The following is a 19,058-nucleotide window of genomic DNA, read 5'->3' as shown; positions in this document are numbered from 1 at the left end:
CTGGTCTCTGCTTTTTAGAAGATTGACTTGGCCTTTTAGCGGGCACGCCCCACCCTGTCCAGAAACACGGAATTGGGCCATCCCGGCAACTGCCAAGCCGGCTTCACGCTGCCCAAAAACGAAAACCGCCGGCGCGAAGGCCGGCGGTTTGAAACGCAATACTAAAGAACTCGGTTACTTAAGCATCGGATAATAGACTGGATTTTTATGGCCGAACTCTGGCCGTGCCCTACATGGCGCCGGATTCTTCCTCGAAGCCGTCGTCGCTTTCGCCGCGCTCGGGGCCGCCATTTTCAAGAAATTTCTCGGCGATCAGCCCGGCATTCTGCCGCAGCGCAAGTTCGATCTCACGCGCCGTGTCGGGATTGTCGCGCAGGAACAGTTTGGCGTTTTCGCGACCTTGGCCGAGACGCTGCGAATTGTAGGAGAACCAGGCGCCGGACTTCTCGACCACGCCGGCCTTGACGCCGAGATCGACCAGTTCGCCGGTCTTGGAGACGCCCTCGCCATACATGATGTCGAACTCGACCACCTTGAAGGGCGGCGCCAGCTTGTTCTTGACGACCTTGACGCGGGTCTGGTTGCCGACGACCTCGTCGCGGTCCTTGACCGAGCCGATGCGGCGGATGTCGAGGCGCACCGAAGCGTAGAATTTCAGCGCGTTGCCGCCGGTCGTGGTTTCGGGCGAACCGAACATGACGCCGATCTTCATGCGGATCTGGTTGATGAAGATGACCATGGTGTTGGAGCGCGAGATCGAGGCGGTCAGCTTGCGCAGCGCCTGGCTCATCAGACGCGCCTGAAGACCGGGCAGAGAATCGCCCATCTCGCCTTCGATTTCGGCGCGTGGCGTCAGCGCCGCCACCGAATCGACGACCAGCACGTCGATGGCGCCTGAACGCACCAGCGTGTCGCATATTTCCAGCGCCTGCTCGCCGGTGTCCGGCTGCGAGATCAAGAGGTTTTCCAGATCGACGCCGAGCTTGCGGGCATAGACCGGATCGAGTGCGTGCTCGGCATCGACGAAGGCGCAGATACCGCCTTTCTTCTGGGCTTCGGCAACTGTGTGCAGCGCCAGTGTCGTCTTGCCCGAGCTTTCCGGCCCGTAGATCTCGACGATGCGGCCGCGCGGCAGGCCGCCGACGCCAAGCGCGATGTCGAGGCCCAGCGATCCGGTCGGCACGGTTTCGATCTCGACGACCTGCTCGTTGGCGCCAAGCCGCATGATCGAGCCCTTGCCGAAGGCGCGCTCGATTTGCGACAGCGCCGCGTCCAGAGCCTTTGATTTGTCCACCGCTTTGTCCTCTACAAGCCGCAAAGAATTCTGAGCCATGATACATCACCCGTTGGTCGTCAATGAAGGCCGGACAATCCGTAATCCCTGCCCATTTTGTACTACTTTTGTTCTCGTTTGGCAAGAGGGGTCAAATATCTGAAAAGCAATCTTTATCCGGATTTGTTCTTTTTTTGTCTCACGCCTTCGTTTCCGGATGTATCCACCATTGGGCCAGACGCTCCGGCTGTTTCGATCGGCCGAATCGCCGGCTCGCCTGCGAAGCTCCGCCGCACAGCGTAGCGCTTGTGCGGCTCGAATAACAAAGGTCATATCGCCGGCATGGTGAAATCAGCAAAGATACTGGCGGTGGGCGGCGCCCATATCGATCGCCGCGGCCAGGTGTCGGGTACGTACGTGCCCGCGGCGTCCAACCCCGGCACGATGCGCGAGGATGTCGGCGGCGGCGTATTCAACGCGCTGCGCAGCCTGGTGCGGCGCGGCGTCTCGGCCTCGCTTTTGTCGGTGCGCGGCGGCGATGCCTCGGCCGAGACGGTTGCGCGCGCCATCGCCGACTCCGGCATTGCCGACCTGTCGGCGGTTTTCCTCGACCGCACGACGCCGAGCTACACGGCGCTGATCGATCGCGACGGCGAGCTGATCACCGGCTTTGCCGACATGGCGCTCTACGATTTGGCGTTCCCCAAGCAGATCCGCCGCTCCAAGGTGCGCGAGGTGGTCGCCGAGGCCGATGCGGTGCTCTGCGACGCCAATCTGCCATCAACGGCGCTGGAGCGGCTGGTGGGGCTCGCCGCCGGCAAGCCGGTGTTCGCCATCGCCATTTCGCCGGCCAAGGTGGTGCGGCTGATACCGGTGCTGAAGGAACTCGCGCAGGTCTTCATGAACCGGCGCGAGGCCATGGTGCTGGCCGGCGTCGATGCCAATGCCACCGAGCGCGAGACCGTCGACGGACTGCGCTGCAGCGGCCTCACCAGTGGCGTGGTGACGGCGGGCGACGGCCCGGTGCTGGGATTCGACGAAGCCGGCGCCTTCTCTATCCTGCCGCCGGCGCCGAGAAAAGTCGCCGACGTCACCGGCGCCGGCGACGCGCTGGCCGGCGCCACCATCGCTGCCCTGCTGCGCGGCCTGGCATTGCGCCAGGCCCTCCGCGAAGGCGTTGCCGCGGCGACGCTCGCCATCGAAAGTTCGGATGCCGTGCCGGCCTTCACCGCCGCGACCTTCACCGAGGCACTGGCTCTTGTGCCCGACGCGCAGGAAATGGCATGAGGGCGGCCAATTGCCATTGCCGGAGCGCGACGTCCAAGCGGACGCGCGGATCTCCGGATCGGAGACCATCATGACACCGCAAAGCGCCCGCCCCTTGATCGACCTCCACGCGCCCGTGGCCGAGGCGCTCGCCGCTGGCCGCCCGGTCGTGGCGCTGGAGAGCACCATCATCACCCATGGCATGCCTTACCCCGACAATGGCGCCATGGCCGCCAATGTCGAAAAGATCATCCTGGGCAATGGCGCGGTGCCGGCGACGATCGCCGTGGTCGCCGGCCGCATCAAGATCGGACTGTCCGACGGCGAGCGCGAGTCGCTGGCCATGACCGGCGATGCCATGAAGCTGTCGCGCGCCGATCTCGGCTTTGCAGTCGCGCAAGGCCGCACCGGCGGCACCACGGTCGCCGCCACCATGATCGCGGCCGACATGGTCGGGATAAAGGTGTTCGCCACCGGCGGCATTGGCGGCGTCCACAAGGGCGCGGAAAAGAGCTTCGACATCTCGGCCGATCTCGACGAGTTGGCGCGCACGCCGGTCATCGTCGTCTCGGCCGGCGCCAAGGCGATCCTCGACATCGAAAAGACGCTGGAAGTGCTGGAGACGCGCGGCGTGCCGGTGATTGGCCATGGCTGCGAGACGATGCCGGCCTTCTGGTCGCGGCATTCGCCGTTCCGCGCGCCGCTGACCCTGCACAGACCGGAAGAGATCGCGCATTTCTACAAGACCAGGGCGGCACTTGGCCTGGTCGGCGGCATGCTGATCGCCAACCCGGTGCCGCAGGACGATGAAATCCCGGCCGACGAGATGGCCGGCTATATCGAGGCCGCGCAGAAGGCGGCGGAAGTGCAGAATGTGACCGGAAAGGCGGTGACGCCGTTCCTGTTGGGCAAAATCCTCGAACTGACCGGCGGCCGGAGCTTGAAGACCAACATCGCGCTGGTCGAGAACAATGCGCGGTTGGCGGCGAGGATTGCGAAGGCGCTGTAGGATCGCCTACGTCGGCGGGACAGCACCCCCCTGGCCTGCCGGCCATCTCCCCCGCAAGGAGGGAGATTAACAGCTTAGCCGCAGGCTCCCATTTTCAACGTTGGTGATTGGCGAAGGCCAATGTGACAACTGATCTCCCCCCTTGCGGGGGAGATGTCCGGCAGGACAGAGGGGGGTGGGAAGAAACGCGGCGGTCCCGGTTCACTTCCCCGCCCGGCGTCCCGCCTCATACGCCCGGCGCGCCCACACCCTCATCTCGTCAGGGTCATCAAACGCGTCGTCGGGAATGCTCCAGTACGGCATCGCGGCCAGCTTGCCGTGGCGGGTGCCGGTATAGGTCCATTGCTTGCAGCCGGCGGCTTCGAAGTCGGGCGCGCTTTGCTCGTCAGCCTTGAGCAGCAATTCGCCGCGCAGCACGATAGCGACGATGACGCCGTCGAAATAGATACCCTTGCCGCCGAACAGTTTTCGGATACTGACCGGGCCGAGGCCTTCGAACAGCTCTTCGATGCGTTCATTGTCCATGCCGCAATCATGTCACCGGGCTTGCCATGGCTGCAACCAAAAACCATGCTGGCAAGTTGAGAGCCATCCGTCGGAGTTTTGTCATGCCGCTGCTGCTCAAGGGATCCTGCCGCTGCGATGCCGTCCATTTCGAGGTGGAGAGCAACACGCCGGTGCCGTTCATGCTGTGCTACTGCTCGATCTGCCGCAAGCAGCAGGGCGGCGGCGGCTTCGCCATCAATCTCGGCGCCGATTACAAGACGCTGAAAATCAAGGGCAAGCGCAATCTCGGCGTCTACCAGGCAGAGATCGCGGACGACGAGCATCCAAAGTGTGAGATTTCGACGGGCGAGCGCAATTTCTGCAAGAAGTGCGGTTCGGCGCTCTGGCTCTACGATCCGACATGGCCGGACCTGGTCCACCCCTTCGCCTCGGCAATCGACAGCGAGCTGCCGAAGCCGCCGGAGAAGGTGCATCTGATGTTGAAATACAAGGCGAGTTGGGTCGAGCCGGTGATCGGCAAAAAGGACAAGGCGTTCGACGTCTATCCCGAGGAATCGATCGCCGACTGGCACAAGCGGACGAAGATGTGGGTGAAGTGAGGGCTCGGAGCGCGACTTCCGATGGTTAGCGCTGCCCCTCACCCGGCCCTTTGGGCCGTTCGTCATTCGAAAAGCCAAGCAATTGGCTTTTCGCCCGCTGCGCGGACCATTCCTCACCTCCCCGTGAACGGGGCGAAGGAAAGATCAGGCGGAAGCGCGCGCTTCAGCCAGCGCCTTCAGGTCGGCGGGCTTGAGTTCGACGGATTCGCCGCAGCCGCAGGCCGAGCTCTGGTTCGGGTTGTGGAAGGTGAAGCCGGTGCGCAGCGTGGTCTGCTCGAAATCCATCTCGGTGCCGAACAGGAAAAGGGCAGCCTCGGGCGCGACATAGACATGCGCGCCGTCGCGTTCGATATGGTCGTCCTTGGTGTTGGGCTCGGTCACCAGGTCGACCGTGTATTCCATGCCGGCGCAGCCGCCCTTCTTGATGCCGAGGCGAATGCCATGCGCATTGTCGCGCGTGGCGACGATCTCGCGCACCCGGTCGGCTGCCTTTTCGGTCATCGTGATGACGGCGAAGCGTCCCATTCTCTTTCCTCTTCCATTCCATGCAGGTTCAAGGCCTGCCGAATGATTCCTCACCTAAAATGGTGAAGTTTTACCACTGGTGCAAGTGCACCAACCTCAGTCAACCTAGTACCAGCCAACCGCCACCTGCGCCTCTTCCGACATGCGGTCGGGCGACCAGGGCGGGTCGAAGGTCATGTTGACCTCGACGCCGGAGACGCCTTCGACGGCGCCGACGGCGTTTTCCACCCAGCCGGGCATTTCGCCGGCCACCGGACAGCCGGGCGCGGTCAGCGTCATGTCGATCTTGACCGCGCGGTTGTCCTCGATGTCGATCTTGTAGATGAGGCCGAGCTCATAGATGTCGGCCGGTATTTCCGGGTCATAGACCGTCTTCAGCGCCGAGACGATGTCGTCGGTCAGCCGCGCCAGTTCGTCGGCGGGAATGGCCGAGGCGGAAACCAGCGGATTGATGGCTGCTTCCGGCGCGGTGGTGTGGCTCGCATCATCCATGGTCGTCATCCAAAGAACCTGTCACCCGAAGAACTTGCGCGCTTTTTCCAGCGCATCGGCCAAAGCGTCGACTTCGGCCCTGGTATTATACATGCCGAACGATGCCCTGCATGTGGAGGTTACGCCAAAGCGTTTCAACAGCGGCTGGGCGCAATGGGTGCCCGCGCGGACGGCAACACCTTGCCTGTCTATCACCATCGACACGTCATGGGCATGAATGCCCTGCAATTCGAAGGAAATGATGGCGCCCTTGTCCGGCGCGTCGCCGAAGATGCGCAGCGAGTTGATGGCGCGCAGCCGCTCGTGCGCGTAGGTCTTGAGGTCGGCCTCGTGCGCGGCGATGCGCTCGCGGCCGATCTTTTCCATGTATTCCAATGCTGCACCCAGCCCGATCGCCTGGACGATCGGCGGCGTGCCGGCCTCGAAGCGGTGCGGCGGCTCGTTGTAGGTGACGACGTCTTCCGTCACTTCCTCGATCATCTCGCCGCCGCCCATGAAAGGGCGCATGGCCGAGAGAATATCCTTCTTGCCGTAAAGCACGCCGATGCCGGACGGCCCGTAAACCTTGTGACCGGTGAAGACGAAGAAATCGCAGTCGAGGTCCTGGACGTCGATCGGCATGTGCACGGCGCTCTGGCTGCCATCGACAAGTACGGGAATGCCACGCGAATGCGCGATGCGCACGATTTCCTTGATCGGCGTCACCGTGCCCAGCGCGTTCGACATATGCGTGATGGCGACGAGCCTGGTCTTGTCGGTCAGGCGCTTTTCGAATTCCTCGATGTGGAAGATGCCGAGATCGTCGACCGGCACCCAGACCAGCTTGGCGCCCTGCCGTTCCCGGATGAAATGCCACGGCACGATGTTGGAGTGGTGCTCCATGATCGACAGCACGATCTCGTCGCCCGCGCCGATATTGGGCATGCCATAGCCGTAAGCCACGGTGTTGATGGCGGCTGTCGTGTTGGAGGTGAAGACGATGTTGTCGGTGCTTGGCGCATTGAGGAAACGGCGCACCGTCTCGCGCGCCTTCTCATAGGCGTCGGTTGCGGCATTGGACAGGAAATGCAGGCCGCGATGGACGTTGGCGTATTCCTGGGAATAGGCGTGCTGGATCGTATCCAGCACCACCTGCGGCTTCTGCGCCGAGGCGCCATTGTCGAGATAGACCAGCGGTTTGCCGTAGACTTCGCGCGACAGGATCGGGAAGTCGCGGCGGATCGCCTCGACGTCGTATGGGGTTGTTTCGATCTTCTGGTCCATTACAAGCTCTCTTGAGGCACCGCCTCACTTCGTCACGCACCCCTCATCCGACCGAGCTTCGCTCGGCCACCGCCCGGGGCGAGTCACTTGCCTCGCCCGTCCTTCGGACCCCACAAGGGGAGAAGGGAAAGAGGCGCTTACCCGTGCGCCACGAACCAGTCGTCCAGCCTTGTTTCCAGGGCCTCGACGATGGTTTCGTCGTCCAGTTCCTCGATTACTTCGGCCACGAACGCCTTCACCAGCAAGCCGCGGGCGCTCTTCTCGTCGATGCCGCGCGCCATCAGGTAGAACAGATGGTTGTGGTCGATCTCGGTAACGGTCGCGCCGTGGCCGCAGATGACGTCGTCGGCGAAGATTTCCAGCTCCGGCTTGGTCGAGAACTCGCCATCATCCGACAAAAGCAGCGTGTTGCAGGCCATCTTGGCGTTGGTCTTCTGCGCGTATTGGTGGACGTTGATGCGGCCCTGGAAGACGCCGCGCGCCTTGCCGGTCACGACATTGCGGATCACTTCCGTCGATGTCGTATGCGGCACGGCATGGTCGAGCACCATTGTCACGTCGGTGTGGGTGTCGCCGGCCAGAAGGTTGATGCCGCGCAATTTGAAGTCGGCGCCTTCGCCCGTGGTCTTCACCACGATCTCCTGGCGCACAAGCTTGCCCCCGGCATTCATGAAGAACAGCGTCAGCTTCGAATTCTTGCCGAGATGCGCCTTGAACTGCGCCAGATGGGTGGCCGTTTCCGGCTGTTCCTGGATGATCAGCCAGGTCACCTCGGCGCCCTCGCCCAACACCAGCTGGCTGACGGAGCTGGCCAGAGCCGCGCCCTCGCCCGCCTGACGCTCGACGATCGCAGCCTTGGCGCCGGCGCCGACACGCACGGGAAAGCGCACATGGGTCTGTCCGCCGGCTTGCACGTTCTGCAATTCGATCGGCTTTTCCAGTGCTGCGCCATCGGCGATGTCGACGAAACAGCCGTCGGCGACGAAAGCAGTGTTCAGCGCGCCAATGGCGTCATCGCTGCCATAGGGGTCGAGGCCGGGCGCAATCGAGCCATCGGTCAGCTTTTCCGACAGGCGCTGGACGGTCACGCCTTCGATGGCAGGGAATTTCGCACTCGAGACGCCGTTCAGAACCGCCAGCACGGCGGAACCTTCGACGATGGGAGCCAGCCCCTTGGCGGCGGCCGTCGGATCGAACGCCGGCACCGCGGCCAACAGCCGGCGCAGGTCAGTGTAATGCCAGGATTCGATGCGCCGCGTCGGCAGGCCGTGCTTGATCGCCTCGATGGCGTCGTCGCGCTTCAGCATCACCGCACCGTCGCCCGGCAGCAGCGACAGCCGCTCGCCGAAAGCGTCGATCAGCGCCGTTTCGGCCTGGGTGCGCTGGGGTGTCGAATGCATGTTCATAAGCTTGGCCCTGTCTTTTGGTACAAAATGACCTGGCATCTCACGCGGCTTCGCCGATCACGCCGGCATAGCCATTGGCTTCGAGATCGAGCGCCAGCGACTTGTCGCCGGACTTGATCACCTGGCCCTTGTAAAGCACATGCACGCTATCCGGCACGATGTGCTCGAGCAGGCGCTGGTAGTGGGTGATGACGATGATGGCACGGTCGGGCGAACGCAGCGCGTTGACGCCGTCCGAGACGATCTTCAGCGCATCGATGTCTAGGCCTGAATCGGTCTCGTCGAGCACGCAGAGCTTTGGCTCCAGCAGCTTCATCTGCAGGATCTCGGCCCGCTTCTTCTCGCCGCCGGAAAAGCCGACATTGAGCGGCCGCTTCAGCATCGCCATGTCCATGTTGAGCGAGGCTGCGGCCTCTTTCACCCGCTTCAAAAATTCCGGGATCTTCAGCGGCTCCTCGCCGCGCGCCTTGCGCTGCTCGTTCATCGCCACTTTCAGGAATTCCATGGTCGCGACGCCAGGTATCTCCATCGGATACTGGAAGGCGAGGAAGATGCCCGCGGTGGCGCGCTCGGCCGGATCCATTTCGAGGATCGACTGGCCGTTATAGAGGATGTCGCCTTCGGTGACCTCATAGTCCTCACGGCCGGCGAGGATGTAGGACAGCGTCGATTTGCCCGAGCCGTTCGGGCCCATGATGGCGGCGACCTCGCCGTTTTTCACCGTCAGGTTCAGGCCGCGGATGATCTCGGTGCCGTCATCGACGATGCGGGCATGCAGATTCTTGATCTCAAGCATTTTTTCTTTCCTGGATATATATTGTCCGGTCAGCCGACCGAGCCCTCGAGGCTGATGCCGATAAGCTTCTGCGCTTCGACTGCGAACTCCATCGGCAGCTGCTGGATGACATCCTTGACGAAGCCGTTGACGATCAGCGCGATCGCCTCCTCCTCGGGAATGCCGCGCTGCATGACGTAGAATTTCTGGTCCTCGGAAATCTTCGACGTCGTCGCTTCGTGCTCGAACTGCGCCGTCGAATTCTTGGCTTCCATGTAGGGCACGGTGTGGGCGCCGCACTGGTCGCCGATCAGGAGACTATCGCAATTGGTGAAGTTGCGGGCGTTGGTCGCCTTGCGGTGCGCCGAAACCTGGCCGCGATAGGTGTTCTGCGAGAAGCCGGCGGCGATGCCCTTGGAGATGATGCGGCTCGACGTGTTCTTGCCGAGATGGATCATCTTGGTGCCGCTGTCGACCTGCTGGTAGCCGTTCGACACGGCGATCGAATAGAACTCGCCGGAGGAATCGTCGCCGCGCAGGATGCAGCTCGGATATTTCCAGGTGATCGCCGAACCGGTCTCGACCTGTGTCCACGAGATCTTCGAACGGTGGCCGCGGCAGTCGCCGCGCTTGGTGACGAAATTGTAGATGCCGCCCTTGCCCTCGGCATCGCCGGGGTACCAGTTCTGCACCGTCGAATATTTGATCTCGGCATCGTCGAGCGCCACCAGTTCGACGACGGCGGCATGCAGCTGGTTCTCGTCGCGCTGCGGCGCCGTGCAGCCTTCGAGATAGGAGACGTAAGCCCCCTCCTCGGCGATGATCAGCGTGCGCTCGAACTGGCCGGTGTTCTTCTCGTTCATGCGGAAATAGGTCGACAGCTCCATCGGGCAGCGCACGCCCTTGGGCACGAAGACGAACGAGCCGTCGGTGAAGACAGCCGAATTCAGCGTGGCGTAGAAATTGTCGGATGTCGGCACGACCGAGCCGAGATATTTCTGCACCAGCTCCGGATGCTCGCGGATGGCCTCCGAGATCGAGCAGAAGATGACGCCGGCCTGCGCCAGCTCCTTCTTGAACGTGGTGACGACGGAAACGGAATCGAACACCGCGTCCACCGCGACACGGCCCGATTTGTAGACGTTGTCGCTGGGCTCCTCGAGATCGGACGCGTCGGTCTTCTGCACGCCAGCGAGGATTTCTTGTTCCCGCAGCGGAATGCCGAGCTTCTCGTAGACCTTCAACAGCTCGGGATCGACGTCGCTCAGCGAGGTCGGGCCGGGCGTGCTCTTGGGCGCCGCGTAGTAATAGAGGTCCTGAAAATCGATCTTCGGATAATGGACGCGCGCCCAGGTCGGCTCTTCCAGCGTCAGCCAGCGCCGATATGCTTCCAGACGCCATTCCAGCATCCAGGACGGTTCATCCTTCTTGGCCGAGATGAAGCGAATAATGTCTTCGCTCAGGCCCTTGGGGGCCTTGTCCATCGCGATCTCTGTCTGGAATCCGTATTTGTACTGGTCGACGTCGATCTTTCGGACCCGATCGATCGTGTCCTGCACAGCAGGCATAAGCGTTCTCCATCCACGCCGGGGTCAAGGCCCGACAGTTTTCAAACTATGGCATCGCCAGGGCTGCCCATGAGGCGCAGAAGGCGGCGTAAGTTTCATATAGTGCGTCTCGGCCGGGAATTCACCCGGCCACTTGCAAACGCACGGCTCTACCAGGCCGCGAGGGCCTGAATTCTTTGTCGCCGCCTCAGGCGGCTTGTTCCCTGCCCGCCCGGCGCTGGGCAATACCAGCCAGCGCAGCACGGAACAGTTCGATATCCCCGGCACTCGTTGCGTGGCCGATGGACACGCGCAAAGCGCCCAGGCTGTCGCCATAACCCATGGCTTTCAGCACATGGCTCGGCCCGACCTTGCCCGACGAACAGGCCGATCCCGCCGACAGCGCAACGCCAGCCAGATCGAACGCGATCTGCGCCGTTTCGGCCTTGACGCCGGGAATAGCGAAGAATGTCGTGTTGGCAAGCCTTGGCGCGCCGGATCCGAAGATTTCTGCGTCCGGCACCAGTGTTTTGATGATGGTTTCGACCTCGTCGCGCCGGTGCGCGAGCGCATCGACATGGTTCAGTCCAGCCAAAGCCAGCCGGGCGGCAGCGCCAAAGCCGGCGATGGCCGCCAGGTTTTCGGTGCCGCCGCGATGGCCCTTTTCCTGGCCGCCGCCATTGATCAGCGGCTTCGGCATCATCAGATCGGCTGCCGCAACGATGGCGCCGACGCCCTTGGGGCCGCCGATCTTGTGCGAAGACAGAATCAGATATTCGGCGTAAGGCTCTGACATATCGATGGAAAAGCGGCCCGCAGCCTGCACGGCATCGACCACCAGAATGCCGCCCGCCGCTTTGACGATTGCAGCGATTGCCTCGATCGGCTGGATGACGCCGGTCTCGTTGTTGGCGGCATGGATGGCGACCAGCGGCAGGCCTTCGGCCTTGTCATGCGCGGCCAGAGCGGCTGTCAGCTGAGCGAGGTCGGCAATGCCATCGGCGTCGACGCCGATCCGCGAAACCTGTGTTGCCGGGAAGCGGCCGCCGTTCAACAGGCAAGGGTGGTCGGCCTCGCACACATAGAGCCGGCTCATGCGCACCGTGCCACGGCCCATCTGCCAATCCGGCGTCAGCAGCGTCGATGCGGCTTCCGTCGCGCCCGAGGTGAAGACGACATGCTCGGCCTTGGCGCCGACAAGTGCTGCCACATCGCGCCGGGCAGTGTCGATCAGGCGCCGCGCCGCGCGCCCCTCGGCATGCACCGACGACGGATTGGCGACGAGATCGAGCGCGGCAATCATCGCCTCGCGCGCCTCGGTAATGAGCGGCGCGCTGGCATTGTAGTCGAGATAGGCGCGTGCTGCGGCCATTTTCACCCAATCGATCCCGTCAAGACCCTTTCCGCAAGGATAGCGCGTTATTTCCTTGAAATTGCAAGGCAAGACGTCCTATTTACGCGGCTTGCGGCGAGGATGGCCGGGCCGTCACGGCTGGCTATCCAGTTTTGAACAATTCTAAACTAGCTTCTAAGAAGACGCTTGCCCTGCGTCAAGGCCCGGAAGGGCTGGGGCTGGAGTAAGAATTGTTCCGGGCGCCGCGCATTCGTATGCCATTTGGAGTATTTCATGCCTGAGGTCATTTTCACCGGTCCGGCCGGCCGCCTGGAGGGCCGCTACCAGCCTTCCAAGGAGAAGAGCGCGCCGATTGCCATCGTGTTGCATCCGCATCCGCAATTCGGCGGCACGATGAACAACAAGATCGTCTATGACCTCTTCTACATGTTCCAGAAGCGCGATTTCACCACGCTTCGCTTCAACTTCCGCGGCATCGGCCGCAGCCAGGGCGAATTCGACCACGGCACCGGCGAATTGTCGGATGCCGCCGCAGCGCTCGACTGGGTGCAGTCGCTGCATCCGGATTCCAAGAGCTGCTGGGTGGCCGGTTATTCCTTCGGCTCCTGGATCGGCATGCAGCTTCTGATGCGCCGGCCCGAGATCGAGGGCTTCATCTCGATCGCGCCGCAGCCAAACACCTATGATTTCTCGTTCCTGGCGCCCTGCCCGTCATCGGGTCTGATCATCCATGGCGATGCCGACAAAGTGGCGCCGCCCAAGGATGTGCAGGGCCTGGTCGACAAGCTGCACACGCAAAAGGGCATCACCATCACGCAGAAGACCTTGCCAGGCGCCAACCACTTCTTCGCCAACGACGCCGATCTGCTGCTCGAGGAATGCGCCGACTATCTCGACCGGCGGCTGGCCGGCGAATTGTCCGATCCGCGGCCGAAGCGGCTGCGCTAAGAGCAATTCCAGGAAAAGTGTAAACGGGTTTTCCGTCCGGAATTGCGCCAAAACAAAAACTCCCGGTCCGATGCCGTGCACAGTCGTGCCCATCATGGGCGCGACAATGCCATTTCGGCTGATCCAAACGGTGAAGCCAGCCTGACATGTGGCGCGGCTCGGCTGAACGGTGCACAATGCCGGTTCAGGCAGCGCAAGAAGGCATGACCGATCATGTACCAGCCTCCCCATTTCCAGGAAACGCGGCCGGACGTCCTGCACGGGCTGATCCGGACGCATCCGCTGGGGTTGCTGATCTCCAACGGCGCCGATGGCCCGGTCGCCAATGCCATTCCCTTCCTGCTTGATGCAGAGGTTGGGCCGAATGGCCGGCTGCGCGCCCATCTGGCCAGGGCCAACCCGCAATGGCGTCAGCTGGCCGACAATCCGACATCGCCGGTGCTGGTCGTCTTCCAGGGCGCCGACGCCTATGTGACGCCGTCCTGGTACGAGACCAAGCGCGAGACCGGCAAGGTCGTGCCGACCTGGAACTACGCCATTGTCCAGGTGCGAGGAACCGTCAGAGTGATCGAGGATTCCGCCTGGATCGCACAGCAGATCACCGAGCTGACGCTGTCGCAGGAAGGCGCCCGCGAGGGACCCTGGGCGGTGACCGATGCGCCGCCTACCTTCATCCAGTCGCAGATCAAGGGCATTGTCGGGCTTGAGATCGAGATCGCCGAAATCAGCGGCAAGTGGAAAGTCAGCCAGAACCGGCCTGTCGCCGACCGCGTCGGTGTCGCCGAAGGGCTGGAGAAGGAAGCCGCCAGCGCGCCTGACATGGCTCGGCTGGTGCGGAGCTGGGGTGGCATCGACAGCTAGCTGGGGTGGTCTTAGTCTAGATGGTTCCAAAGGCGTCAGCAATTCAGTTGCTTGCCGGCGCTGCTCCAATGCGGAAATTCGTCTTGTCTCGGCGCATCGTTTGGTTTGGTTTGCGAGCCCGACGGAATAGGCGGAACGTAGTTTTTGCCACCGGCAACCCCGACGCCGTGTAGCGGAAGATACATCCCAGCCGGCCAAGCACCATCGCACAGACGATGGCAACAGCACAGCCAAGGCCGAATCCGGCGACAGTGTCGCTCGGATAGTGCGCGCCGATAAAGATTCGGGTCGATGCGACCGACAAGGTTGCAGCCAGCAACACCCATCTGCGCTGGGGCAACAACAGTAGCGCAATGCCGAAAATGACACCCATGGTCGTGGCATGGCCGGACGGGAAGCTGGCAAAGCGCGCCTCCATGGAAAAAGGATGCAGCGACAGATCGCCGAGCTTGTCGAAATTCATTGGCCTGGCTCTGCCCACGCCATATTTCAGCGCGTTGACGACCATGGCCGAGAGCCCGATCGAACCCAGCACCATGAAGGCAAAGCAGGTCCAGTTGTAGAAGGTCATCCGCGCGCGCCGGGAAAGGCTGCGCCAATCCGTCAGATTCGCGGCAATCAGCACCAGTACCGACGGGACAAGATACCAGCCGCCGAGGCCGAAGAAGGTAAAAAACTCGGCGATGCGAAAGACATTGGTCGAGCCTGAAGCCCACTGCCTCGCCATGGTCCCTGCAAGATGGTCGAAACGGAGCGACACCGCGATCGTCAGCAAAAGCCAGGCCACGACCCAGACCGACCACAGGATTTTCGGGTAGCGCGCCGGGCGCGTCGCCAGGCGATGCCGTACAATCCCGAAAGTATCGCGGAAATTAGCGACAGACTGCCGGAGCATGGCAGGCAAAGCGGCACGCGCCGGCTTTGGCGACTTCATCAACATGCGGAGCTCGGCGCCATCATTGAAGAGGTATCAGTTCGCCACACGGTACAGGCCGAGCGACAGTTTATCACCTGACGAATAGTTGATGCCGTCGATTTCAGCGACGCGGCTGGCCTTCTTGCCTTGCCCCGCCAGCAGGTCATCCAGCCGTTTTTCATCGCCGACCGGCGCCAGGCCCAGCGCGCAGGCCGGATCGCCAAGCAGATGTTGCGCAACCCCGTCGACATCGGTTAGTACCGTCTTTGTGCCCACCAGAAATACCAGGCTCGGTTCGTGATATTGCGCGGAGGCGAGCACGCTCATCTCACAGGGACGATCGGCGCGAACCGCAGCCTCGATTTCCCGGCTCATCCAAATCGGTTTCAGTGACGGCACGATGACACCGAACAGTAGGGCGTAGGTTATACCGGCGCAAACCGCAGCCCCGCCGATGCGGACCAGCGGCACCAGCGCCTGGCGCGAAACAGCGAGGTAGCCGGCGCCCAATGCTGCCGCAGCGGCCGGAACGCTCCACCATAAAAATGTCTTCATGAGATAGATCGGCGCACCGACGCAAAGCACGGCGAGACCGACTGTCACCAGAACGGTGCCGAATGCGGTCGCCCACCACAGCCATGTCTGCCAGCGCCTGAGCGGCGCATTTGCCTCTTGCGGTGTCAGCGTCAAAAGCCAGCCGATGAGCAGGGCCATGCCGGGATAGGCCGGCAGCACATAATGCGGCAGTTTCGTCGGGATCAATTCGAAGACGAGCCAGAACGGAACGTACCAGGCGAGGCAGAAACGCAGGCGCGGATCGTCGCGCAATCGGTTGAGCGCCTGCAGTCCGGCGCCGAGCGCCACAAGGCCGAACGGCCACATGAACAGGCAATAGGTCAGCACGTAGAAGCCCGGCGGAACGCCGTGCGACTCCTCGCCTTGCGCGACCTTGCCGAGCATATCCTTGCCGACGGCCTGCTGCAGGAAGGCGCCGTTGCTCTTCCAGGTGATGAGGGCGAGCCAAGGCAGCACGATCAACAGCACCAGAATCAGCCCACGCCCGGCTTTCAGCCTCGCCAGCCAGCGCCAGTCGCGCTCGAAGGCAACCAGCGTGAGCACCGTCAGCGCCGACAGCAGCGGTGCAATCGGCCCCTTGATGAGGATAGCTGCGCCCTGCGCAGCCCAGAAAATCCACGGCAGATGGCCGGCGACAGGCTCGTTGCGGCGCGATGCCAGATAAATCTGCGCCAGCGCGCCTTGCGCCAGAACGCAGCAGGCAAGCAGCATCGCGTCGGTCTTGGCGTCACGGCCTTCGAAGGCGGTGGCGAAAATCGCCGCCATGACGAGGCCGGCGGCAAGACCGGCATTGGCGCCGAACAGATTGGCCCCGGTCCAGGCGATTGCGACGACGGCGATGGCGATGCCCAGCGCCGAGATCAGCCGGTAAATCCAGATCGGCGCCTGTGCCCCCTCGCCGCTCAGCGTCACCGCGGCCGATTGCAGCCAGTAGATGCCGATCGGCTTTTGGTAGCGCGACGCGTCCTGGAAGCGGATGTCGACATAGTCGCCGGTCTCCGTCATCTGCTTGGTCGCCTGGACGAAGCGCGGCTCGTCGCGGTCGAGCGGCGGCAAAGAGGCCAGTCCCGACGCCGTCATCATCAGGCTGAACAGGAAGAGAAAGATGTAGTTCCTGCTCATTTCGACACCGGACAGACTGAATTTGGCGGGACTGGTGGCTCAGTCGACCTTGGTCATCGCCGCCTTGCGCTCATTGGCGATGAGCCATAAATTTCTGACATAGATCACCATGCCCATGGCCTGGCCGGCGATGAACACCGGATCCTCACGCTGGATGGCGTAGACCAGCAGCAGCCCGCCGCCGAACAGCGAGAAGAACCAGAAAGCGATCGGCACGACGCTGCGCTTGGCCTTTTCCGAAGCGATCCACTGCACCAGGAAGCGCATGGTGAAGAAGAACTGGGCAACGAAGCCGAGCAGAACCCAGGCGTCGAACTGCTTGACGAAAACCTGGTGCAGCCAGGTCGCCAATTCCTGAAACACGTTAGCCATGCGTGATTTCCTCTACCTTTGGCATTCTGCGGCGCCGGCGCCGAAGCCACCAGACGCCGGCGAGATCGAGCGCGCCCTGCAGGCCGCGATCGAAGATGCCGTAATTCGACTTGCCGTGGCGGCGCGAGCGGTCGACGACGTCGCAATGGACGACGCGGTAGCCTTCCTGGATGACCAGGGCCGGAACGAAACGATGCGTGCCGTCGAAGAAGGGCAGTTTGCGCAGGATGTCGGTGTGGATGGCCTTCAGGCCGCAGCCGGTGTCGCGGGTGTCGTCATGCAGGATCGCGCCACGCAGCCAGTTGGCGAAACGCGACGCCAATTGCTTGATCTTGCTGTCGCGGCGCTTCAGCCGCTGCCCTTGCGCGGCTCCGAACCCAGGCCCAGCCTGGCGCAGCGCATCGACCAGCACGGGGATATATTGCGGGTCGTTCTGGCCGTCGCCGTCGATGGTGGCAACGATCGAGCCGCGCGCCGCCCAGGCGCCCGAGCGCACCGAAAGCGACTGGCCGGCGGATTTCTCGTGCCGAAGCTGGCGAAGCGGAAACGGACGTTTGGCGGCTTCAGCGGCAAGCACCGAAGCCGTATCGTCGGTCGAACCGTCATTGACGACGATGATTTCGAAGTCGCGCCCGGTCATCGCCGCCTCGATCTCGTCGATCAGCAGCGGCAGGTTCGCCGCCTCGTTGCGGCAGGGAATGACGATGGATATCAATGCGTCCGGCATATCGCGTCGGGCTCTGTCACAAGATATGGCATTTGGTGGATGCCGTGCGGTGCCGTTCCAGCGGATCGAACCCGTTGGCGCGGCGCCTCATTACGCCAGCCGACAGGATGAAGCAAGCATGCGCGGCAGTGCAGAATAGGCTGTCCATGCCGGCGCAAAATCGGAAACCACTTTTGCTTGACGCGCTTGGATGCTAAACGCCCGCGTTCAGGCCATGCCGGGCCGTTCGGACCCGGCGCTTTCAGGAAGAAACAATGCCCGCCTTCAAGTCCGATTTCCTGCGCGTCATGAGCGAGCGCGGCTTCATCCACCAGATTTCGGATGAGACCGGGCTGGATCAACTTTTCGCGAAGGAAACCGTGACCGCCTATGTCGGCTACGACGCCACGGCGACCAGCCTGCACATCGGCAATCTGATTTCGGCGACCATGCTCTACTGGATGCAGGAGACCGGCCACCGGCCGATCGCACTGATGGGCGGCGGCACCTCGATGATCGGCGACCCGTCCTTCCGTGACGACCAGCGCAGCCTTTTGACGCCCGAGGCGATCGCCACCAACATCGAAGGCATCAAGCGCATTTTTGGCCGCATCCTGCGCTTCGGCGACACTGGCAACGACGCCATCATGGTCAACAATGCCGACTGGCTGATGAAGCTCAACTATGTCGAGTTCCTGCGCGATGTCGGCCGCCACTTTTCGGTCAACCGGATGCTGACCTTCGACAGCGTCAGGCTGCGGCTCGAGCGCGAACAGTCGCTGTCCTTCCTCGAATTCAACTACATGATCCTGCAGGGCTATGATTTCGTCGAGCTCAGCCGCCGCCACGACTGCCGGCTGCAGATGGGCGGTTCGGACCAGTGGGGCAACATCATCAACGGCGTCGATCTCGGCCACCGCATGGGCACGCCGCAACTCTATGCGCTGACCACGCCGCTGCTGACGACGTCGTCGGGCGCCAAGATGGGCAAATCGGCCAAGGGCGCGGTGTGGCTGAACGGCGACCTCTTCTCGCCCTATGATTTCTGGCAGTTCTGGCGCAACACCGAGGATGCCGACGTCGAGCGCTTCCTGAAGATCTTCACCCGGCTGCCGCTGTCGGAGATCGCGCGGCTGGCCGCCCTTGGCGGCTCGGAGATCAACGAGGCCAAGAAGGTGCTGGCCACCGAAACCACGGCCATCGTGCACGGCCGCGAGGCGGCGCAACAAGCCGAGGAGACCGCGCGCAAGACCTTCGAGGAAGGCGTGACAGCCGAAACGCTGCCGACCGTGGAAGTGGACGGCGCCGCGCTGGAAGCCGGCATCGGCATCCTGTCGCTGCTGGTCACCGCGGGCCTTGCCGGGTCGAACGGCGAGGCGCGCCGGCATATCCAGGGCGGCGCCGTGCGCCTCAACGACCAGCCGGTGGCGGACGACCGGCGGATGGTGACGCCTCAGGATTTGAGTCCGGAAAACGTCGCAAAGCTTTCAGTGGGCAAGAAAAAGCACGTGCTTGTGCGGCCTGCCTGAGCCGTCTTCTGG

General features: G+C 62.8%; 19 protein-coding genes. 6 read left to right on the top strand and 13 right to left on the bottom strand.

All coding sequences use genetic code 11. The features are described from left to right. Nucleotides 1-229 precede the first annotated feature (229 nt). Nucleotides 230-1,333: a recombinase RecA gene (gene recA / locus NKI10_RS09865; protein WP_023669117.1), complete on the bottom strand. Its 1,104-nt coding sequence runs from the start codon at nt 1,331-1,333 to the stop codon at nt 230-232. Between the two features lie 282 nt (nt 1,334-1,615). On the opposite strand from recA, the gene NKI10_RS09860 reads away from it, so the two are divergent. Together NKI10_RS09860 and NKI10_RS09855 are read left to right on the top strand one after the other, a co-directional pair. Then, the gene (locus tag NKI10_RS09860; RefSeq protein WP_023826169.1) at nt 1,616-2,560 is read left to right on the top strand and encodes a carbohydrate kinase family protein; all 945 of its coding nucleotides are present in this window, start codon (nt 1,616-1,618) and stop codon (nt 2,558-2,560) included. 70 nt (nt 2,561-2,630) lie between these two features. Next, nucleotides 2,631-3,548, top strand: a complete 918-nt coding sequence (locus tag NKI10_RS09855; RefSeq protein ID WP_352859700.1) for a pseudouridine-5'-phosphate glycosidase — start codon at nt 2,631-2,633, stop codon at nt 3,546-3,548. A gap of 201 nt (nt 3,549-3,749) precedes the next feature. On the opposite strand, the gene NKI10_RS09850 is transcribed toward NKI10_RS09855, so the two are convergent. Beyond that, the gene (locus tag NKI10_RS09850) at nt 3,750-4,073 is read right to left on the bottom strand and encodes a TfoX/Sxy family protein (protein ID WP_352859698.1); all 324 of its coding nucleotides are present in this window, start codon (nt 4,071-4,073) and stop codon (nt 3,750-3,752) included. An 83-nt stretch (nt 4,074-4,156) separates the two neighbouring features. Here NKI10_RS09850 and NKI10_RS09845 point away from each other — a divergent pair, with 83 nt between their 5' ends. After that, nucleotides 4,157-4,654 carry a GFA family protein gene (locus NKI10_RS09845; RefSeq protein ID WP_023706439.1) on the top strand — a complete coding sequence of 166 codons (498 nt, stop codon included), beginning with the start codon at nt 4,157-4,159 and terminating at the stop codon, nt 4,652-4,654. Nucleotides 4,655-4,798: 144 nt separating this feature from the next. On the opposite strand, the gene sufA is transcribed toward NKI10_RS09845, so the two are convergent. The 7 genes from sufA to NKI10_RS09810 all read right to left on the bottom strand — a co-directional run bounded on the left by sufA (nt 4,799) and on the right by NKI10_RS09810 (nt 12,034). After that, nucleotides 4,799-5,179: a Fe-S cluster assembly scaffold SufA gene (sufA, locus tag NKI10_RS09840; RefSeq protein ID WP_013532156.1), complete on the bottom strand. Its 381-nt coding sequence runs from the start codon at nt 5,177-5,179 to the stop codon at nt 4,799-4,801. A gap of 105 nt (nt 5,180-5,284) precedes the next feature. Then, nucleotides 5,285-5,671 (bottom strand): SUF system Fe-S cluster assembly protein, encoded by a 387-nt coding sequence (locus NKI10_RS09835; RefSeq protein ID WP_023709315.1) that lies wholly within the window; start codon nt 5,669-5,671, stop codon nt 5,285-5,287. Nucleotides 5,672-5,692: 21 nt separating this feature from the next. Next, the gene (locus NKI10_RS09830; protein ID WP_352859696.1) at nt 5,693-6,934 is read right to left on the bottom strand and encodes a cysteine desulfurase; all 1,242 of its coding nucleotides are present in this window, start codon (nt 6,932-6,934) and stop codon (nt 5,693-5,695) included. 137 nt (nt 6,935-7,071) lie between these two features. Further along, nucleotides 7,072-8,340, bottom strand: a complete 1,269-nt coding sequence (gene sufD, locus NKI10_RS09825) for a Fe-S cluster assembly protein SufD (RefSeq protein WP_352859694.1) — start codon at nt 8,338-8,340, stop codon at nt 7,072-7,074. 40 nt (nt 8,341-8,380) lie between these two features. Beyond that, nucleotides 8,381-9,136, bottom strand: a complete 756-nt coding sequence (gene sufC / locus NKI10_RS09820) for a Fe-S cluster assembly ATPase SufC (RefSeq protein ID WP_023748559.1) — start codon at nt 9,134-9,136, stop codon at nt 8,381-8,383. A 29-nt stretch (nt 9,137-9,165) separates the two neighbouring features. Then, nucleotides 9,166-10,683 carry a Fe-S cluster assembly protein SufB gene (gene sufB / locus NKI10_RS09815; protein ID WP_023743149.1) on the bottom strand — a complete coding sequence of 506 codons (1,518 nt, stop codon included), beginning with the start codon at nt 10,681-10,683 and terminating at the stop codon, nt 9,166-9,168. Nucleotides 10,684-10,870: 187 nt separating this feature from the next. Next, nucleotides 10,871-12,034, bottom strand: coding sequence for a cysteine desulfurase family protein (locus NKI10_RS09810; protein WP_352839578.1), 1,164 nt, complete (start codon nt 12,032-12,034; stop codon nt 10,871-10,873). A 255-nt stretch (nt 12,035-12,289) separates the two neighbouring features. On the opposite strand from NKI10_RS09810, the gene NKI10_RS09805 reads away from it, so the two are divergent. Together NKI10_RS09805 and NKI10_RS09800 are read left to right on the top strand one after the other, a co-directional pair. Then, nucleotides 12,290-12,964, top strand: coding sequence for an alpha/beta hydrolase (locus NKI10_RS09805; protein WP_023669128.1), 675 nt, complete (start codon nt 12,290-12,292; stop codon nt 12,962-12,964). Between the two features lie 213 nt (nt 12,965-13,177). Continuing rightward, entirely contained in the window at nt 13,178-13,825 is a 648-nt protein-coding gene (locus tag NKI10_RS09800) for an FMN-binding negative transcriptional regulator (protein WP_023684857.1), read from the top strand. A gap of 43 nt (nt 13,826-13,868) precedes the next feature. Here NKI10_RS09800 and NKI10_RS09795 read toward each other — a convergent pair whose 3' ends face one another. The 4 genes from NKI10_RS09795 to NKI10_RS09780 form a co-directional block, all read right to left on the bottom strand. After that, the gene (locus NKI10_RS09795; RefSeq protein ID WP_245263137.1) at nt 13,869-14,600 is read right to left on the bottom strand and encodes a phosphatase PAP2 family protein; all 732 of its coding nucleotides are present in this window, start codon (nt 14,598-14,600) and stop codon (nt 13,869-13,871) included. 195 nt (nt 14,601-14,795) lie between these two features. Beyond that, nucleotides 14,796-16,439 (bottom strand): ArnT family glycosyltransferase, encoded by a 1,644-nt coding sequence (locus NKI10_RS09790; RefSeq protein WP_352859692.1) that lies wholly within the window; start codon nt 16,437-16,439, stop codon nt 14,796-14,798. 39 nt (nt 16,440-16,478) lie between these two features. Continuing rightward, nucleotides 16,479-16,811: a lipid-A-disaccharide synthase N-terminal domain-containing protein gene (locus tag NKI10_RS09785; protein ID WP_023669132.1), complete on the bottom strand. Its 333-nt coding sequence runs from the start codon at nt 16,809-16,811 to the stop codon at nt 16,479-16,481. Beyond that, a complete protein-coding gene (locus NKI10_RS09780) occupies nt 16,804-17,538 on the bottom strand; it encodes a glycosyltransferase family 2 protein (RefSeq protein ID WP_023684854.1) in 735 nt (244 codons plus the stop codon). Before NKI10_RS09780 ends, NKI10_RS09785 begins: the two co-directional genes overlap by 8 nt. A 254-nt stretch (nt 17,539-17,792) precedes the next feature. On the opposite strand from NKI10_RS09780, the gene tyrS reads away from it, so the two are divergent. Then, nucleotides 17,793-19,046 (top strand): tyrosine--tRNA ligase, encoded by a 1,254-nt coding sequence (tyrS, locus tag NKI10_RS09775; RefSeq protein WP_352859689.1) that lies wholly within the window; start codon nt 17,793-17,795, stop codon nt 19,044-19,046. The last annotated feature ends 12 nt before the right edge of the window (nt 19,047-19,058 follow it).

This window comes from Mesorhizobium sp. M0802, from assembly GCF_040320115.1.
Taxonomy (GTDB): Bacteria; Pseudomonadota; Alphaproteobacteria; order Rhizobiales; family Rhizobiaceae; genus Mesorhizobium.
The sequence above is the reverse complement of the archived record's forward strand: the minus strand, read 5'-3'. Positions and strand labels throughout refer to the sequence as shown.

Coding starts and splice junctions, on each gene's coding strand:
- recA (WP_023669117.1), bottom strand. CDS start 1,333: ATGGCTCAGAATTCTTTGCGGCTTGTAGAGGACAAAGCGGTGGACAAA.
- NKI10_RS09860 (WP_023826169.1), top strand. CDS start 1,616: ATGGTGAAATCAGCAAAGATACTGGCGGTGGGCGGCGCCCATATCGAT.
- NKI10_RS09855 (WP_352859700.1), top strand. CDS start 2,631: ATGACACCGCAAAGCGCCCGCCCCTTGATCGACCTCCACGCGCCCGTG.
- NKI10_RS09850 (WP_352859698.1), bottom strand. CDS start 4,073: ATGGACAATGAACGCATCGAAGAGCTGTTCGAAGGCCTCGGCCCGGTC.
- NKI10_RS09845 (WP_023706439.1), top strand. CDS start 4,157: ATGCCGCTGCTGCTCAAGGGATCCTGCCGCTGCGATGCCGTCCATTTC.
- sufA (WP_013532156.1), bottom strand. CDS start 5,179: ATGGGACGCTTCGCCGTCATCACGATGACCGAAAAGGCAGCCGACCGG.
- NKI10_RS09835 (WP_023709315.1), bottom strand. CDS start 5,671: ATGGATGATGCGAGCCACACCACCGCGCCGGAAGCAGCCATCAATCCG.
- NKI10_RS09830 (WP_352859696.1), bottom strand. CDS start 6,934: ATGGACCAGAAGATCGAAACAACCCCATACGACGTCGAGGCGATCCGC.
- sufD (WP_352859694.1), bottom strand. CDS start 8,340: ATGAACATGCATTCGACACCCCAGCGCACCCAGGCCGAAACGGCGCTG.
- sufC (WP_023748559.1), bottom strand. CDS start 9,136: ATGCTTGAGATCAAGAATCTGCATGCCCGCATCGTCGATGACGGCACC.
- sufB (WP_023743149.1), bottom strand. CDS start 10,683: ATGCCTGCTGTGCAGGACACGATCGATCGGGTCCGAAAGATCGACGTC.
- NKI10_RS09810 (WP_352839578.1), bottom strand. CDS start 12,034: ATGGCCGCAGCACGCGCCTATCTCGACTACAATGCCAGCGCGCCGCTC.
- NKI10_RS09805 (WP_023669128.1), top strand. CDS start 12,290: ATGCCTGAGGTCATTTTCACCGGTCCGGCCGGCCGCCTGGAGGGCCGC.
- NKI10_RS09800 (WP_023684857.1), top strand. CDS start 13,178: ATGTACCAGCCTCCCCATTTCCAGGAAACGCGGCCGGACGTCCTGCAC.
- NKI10_RS09790 (WP_352859692.1), bottom strand. CDS start 16,439: ATGAGCAGGAACTACATCTTTCTCTTCCTGTTCAGCCTGATGATGACG.
- NKI10_RS09785 (WP_023669132.1), bottom strand. CDS start 16,811: ATGGCTAACGTGTTTCAGGAATTGGCGACCTGGCTGCACCAGGTTTTC.
- NKI10_RS09780 (WP_023684854.1), bottom strand. CDS start 17,538: ATGCCGGACGCATTGATATCCATCGTCATTCCCTGCCGCAACGAGGCG.
- tyrS (WP_352859689.1), top strand. CDS start 17,793: ATGCCCGCCTTCAAGTCCGATTTCCTGCGCGTCATGAGCGAGCGCGGC.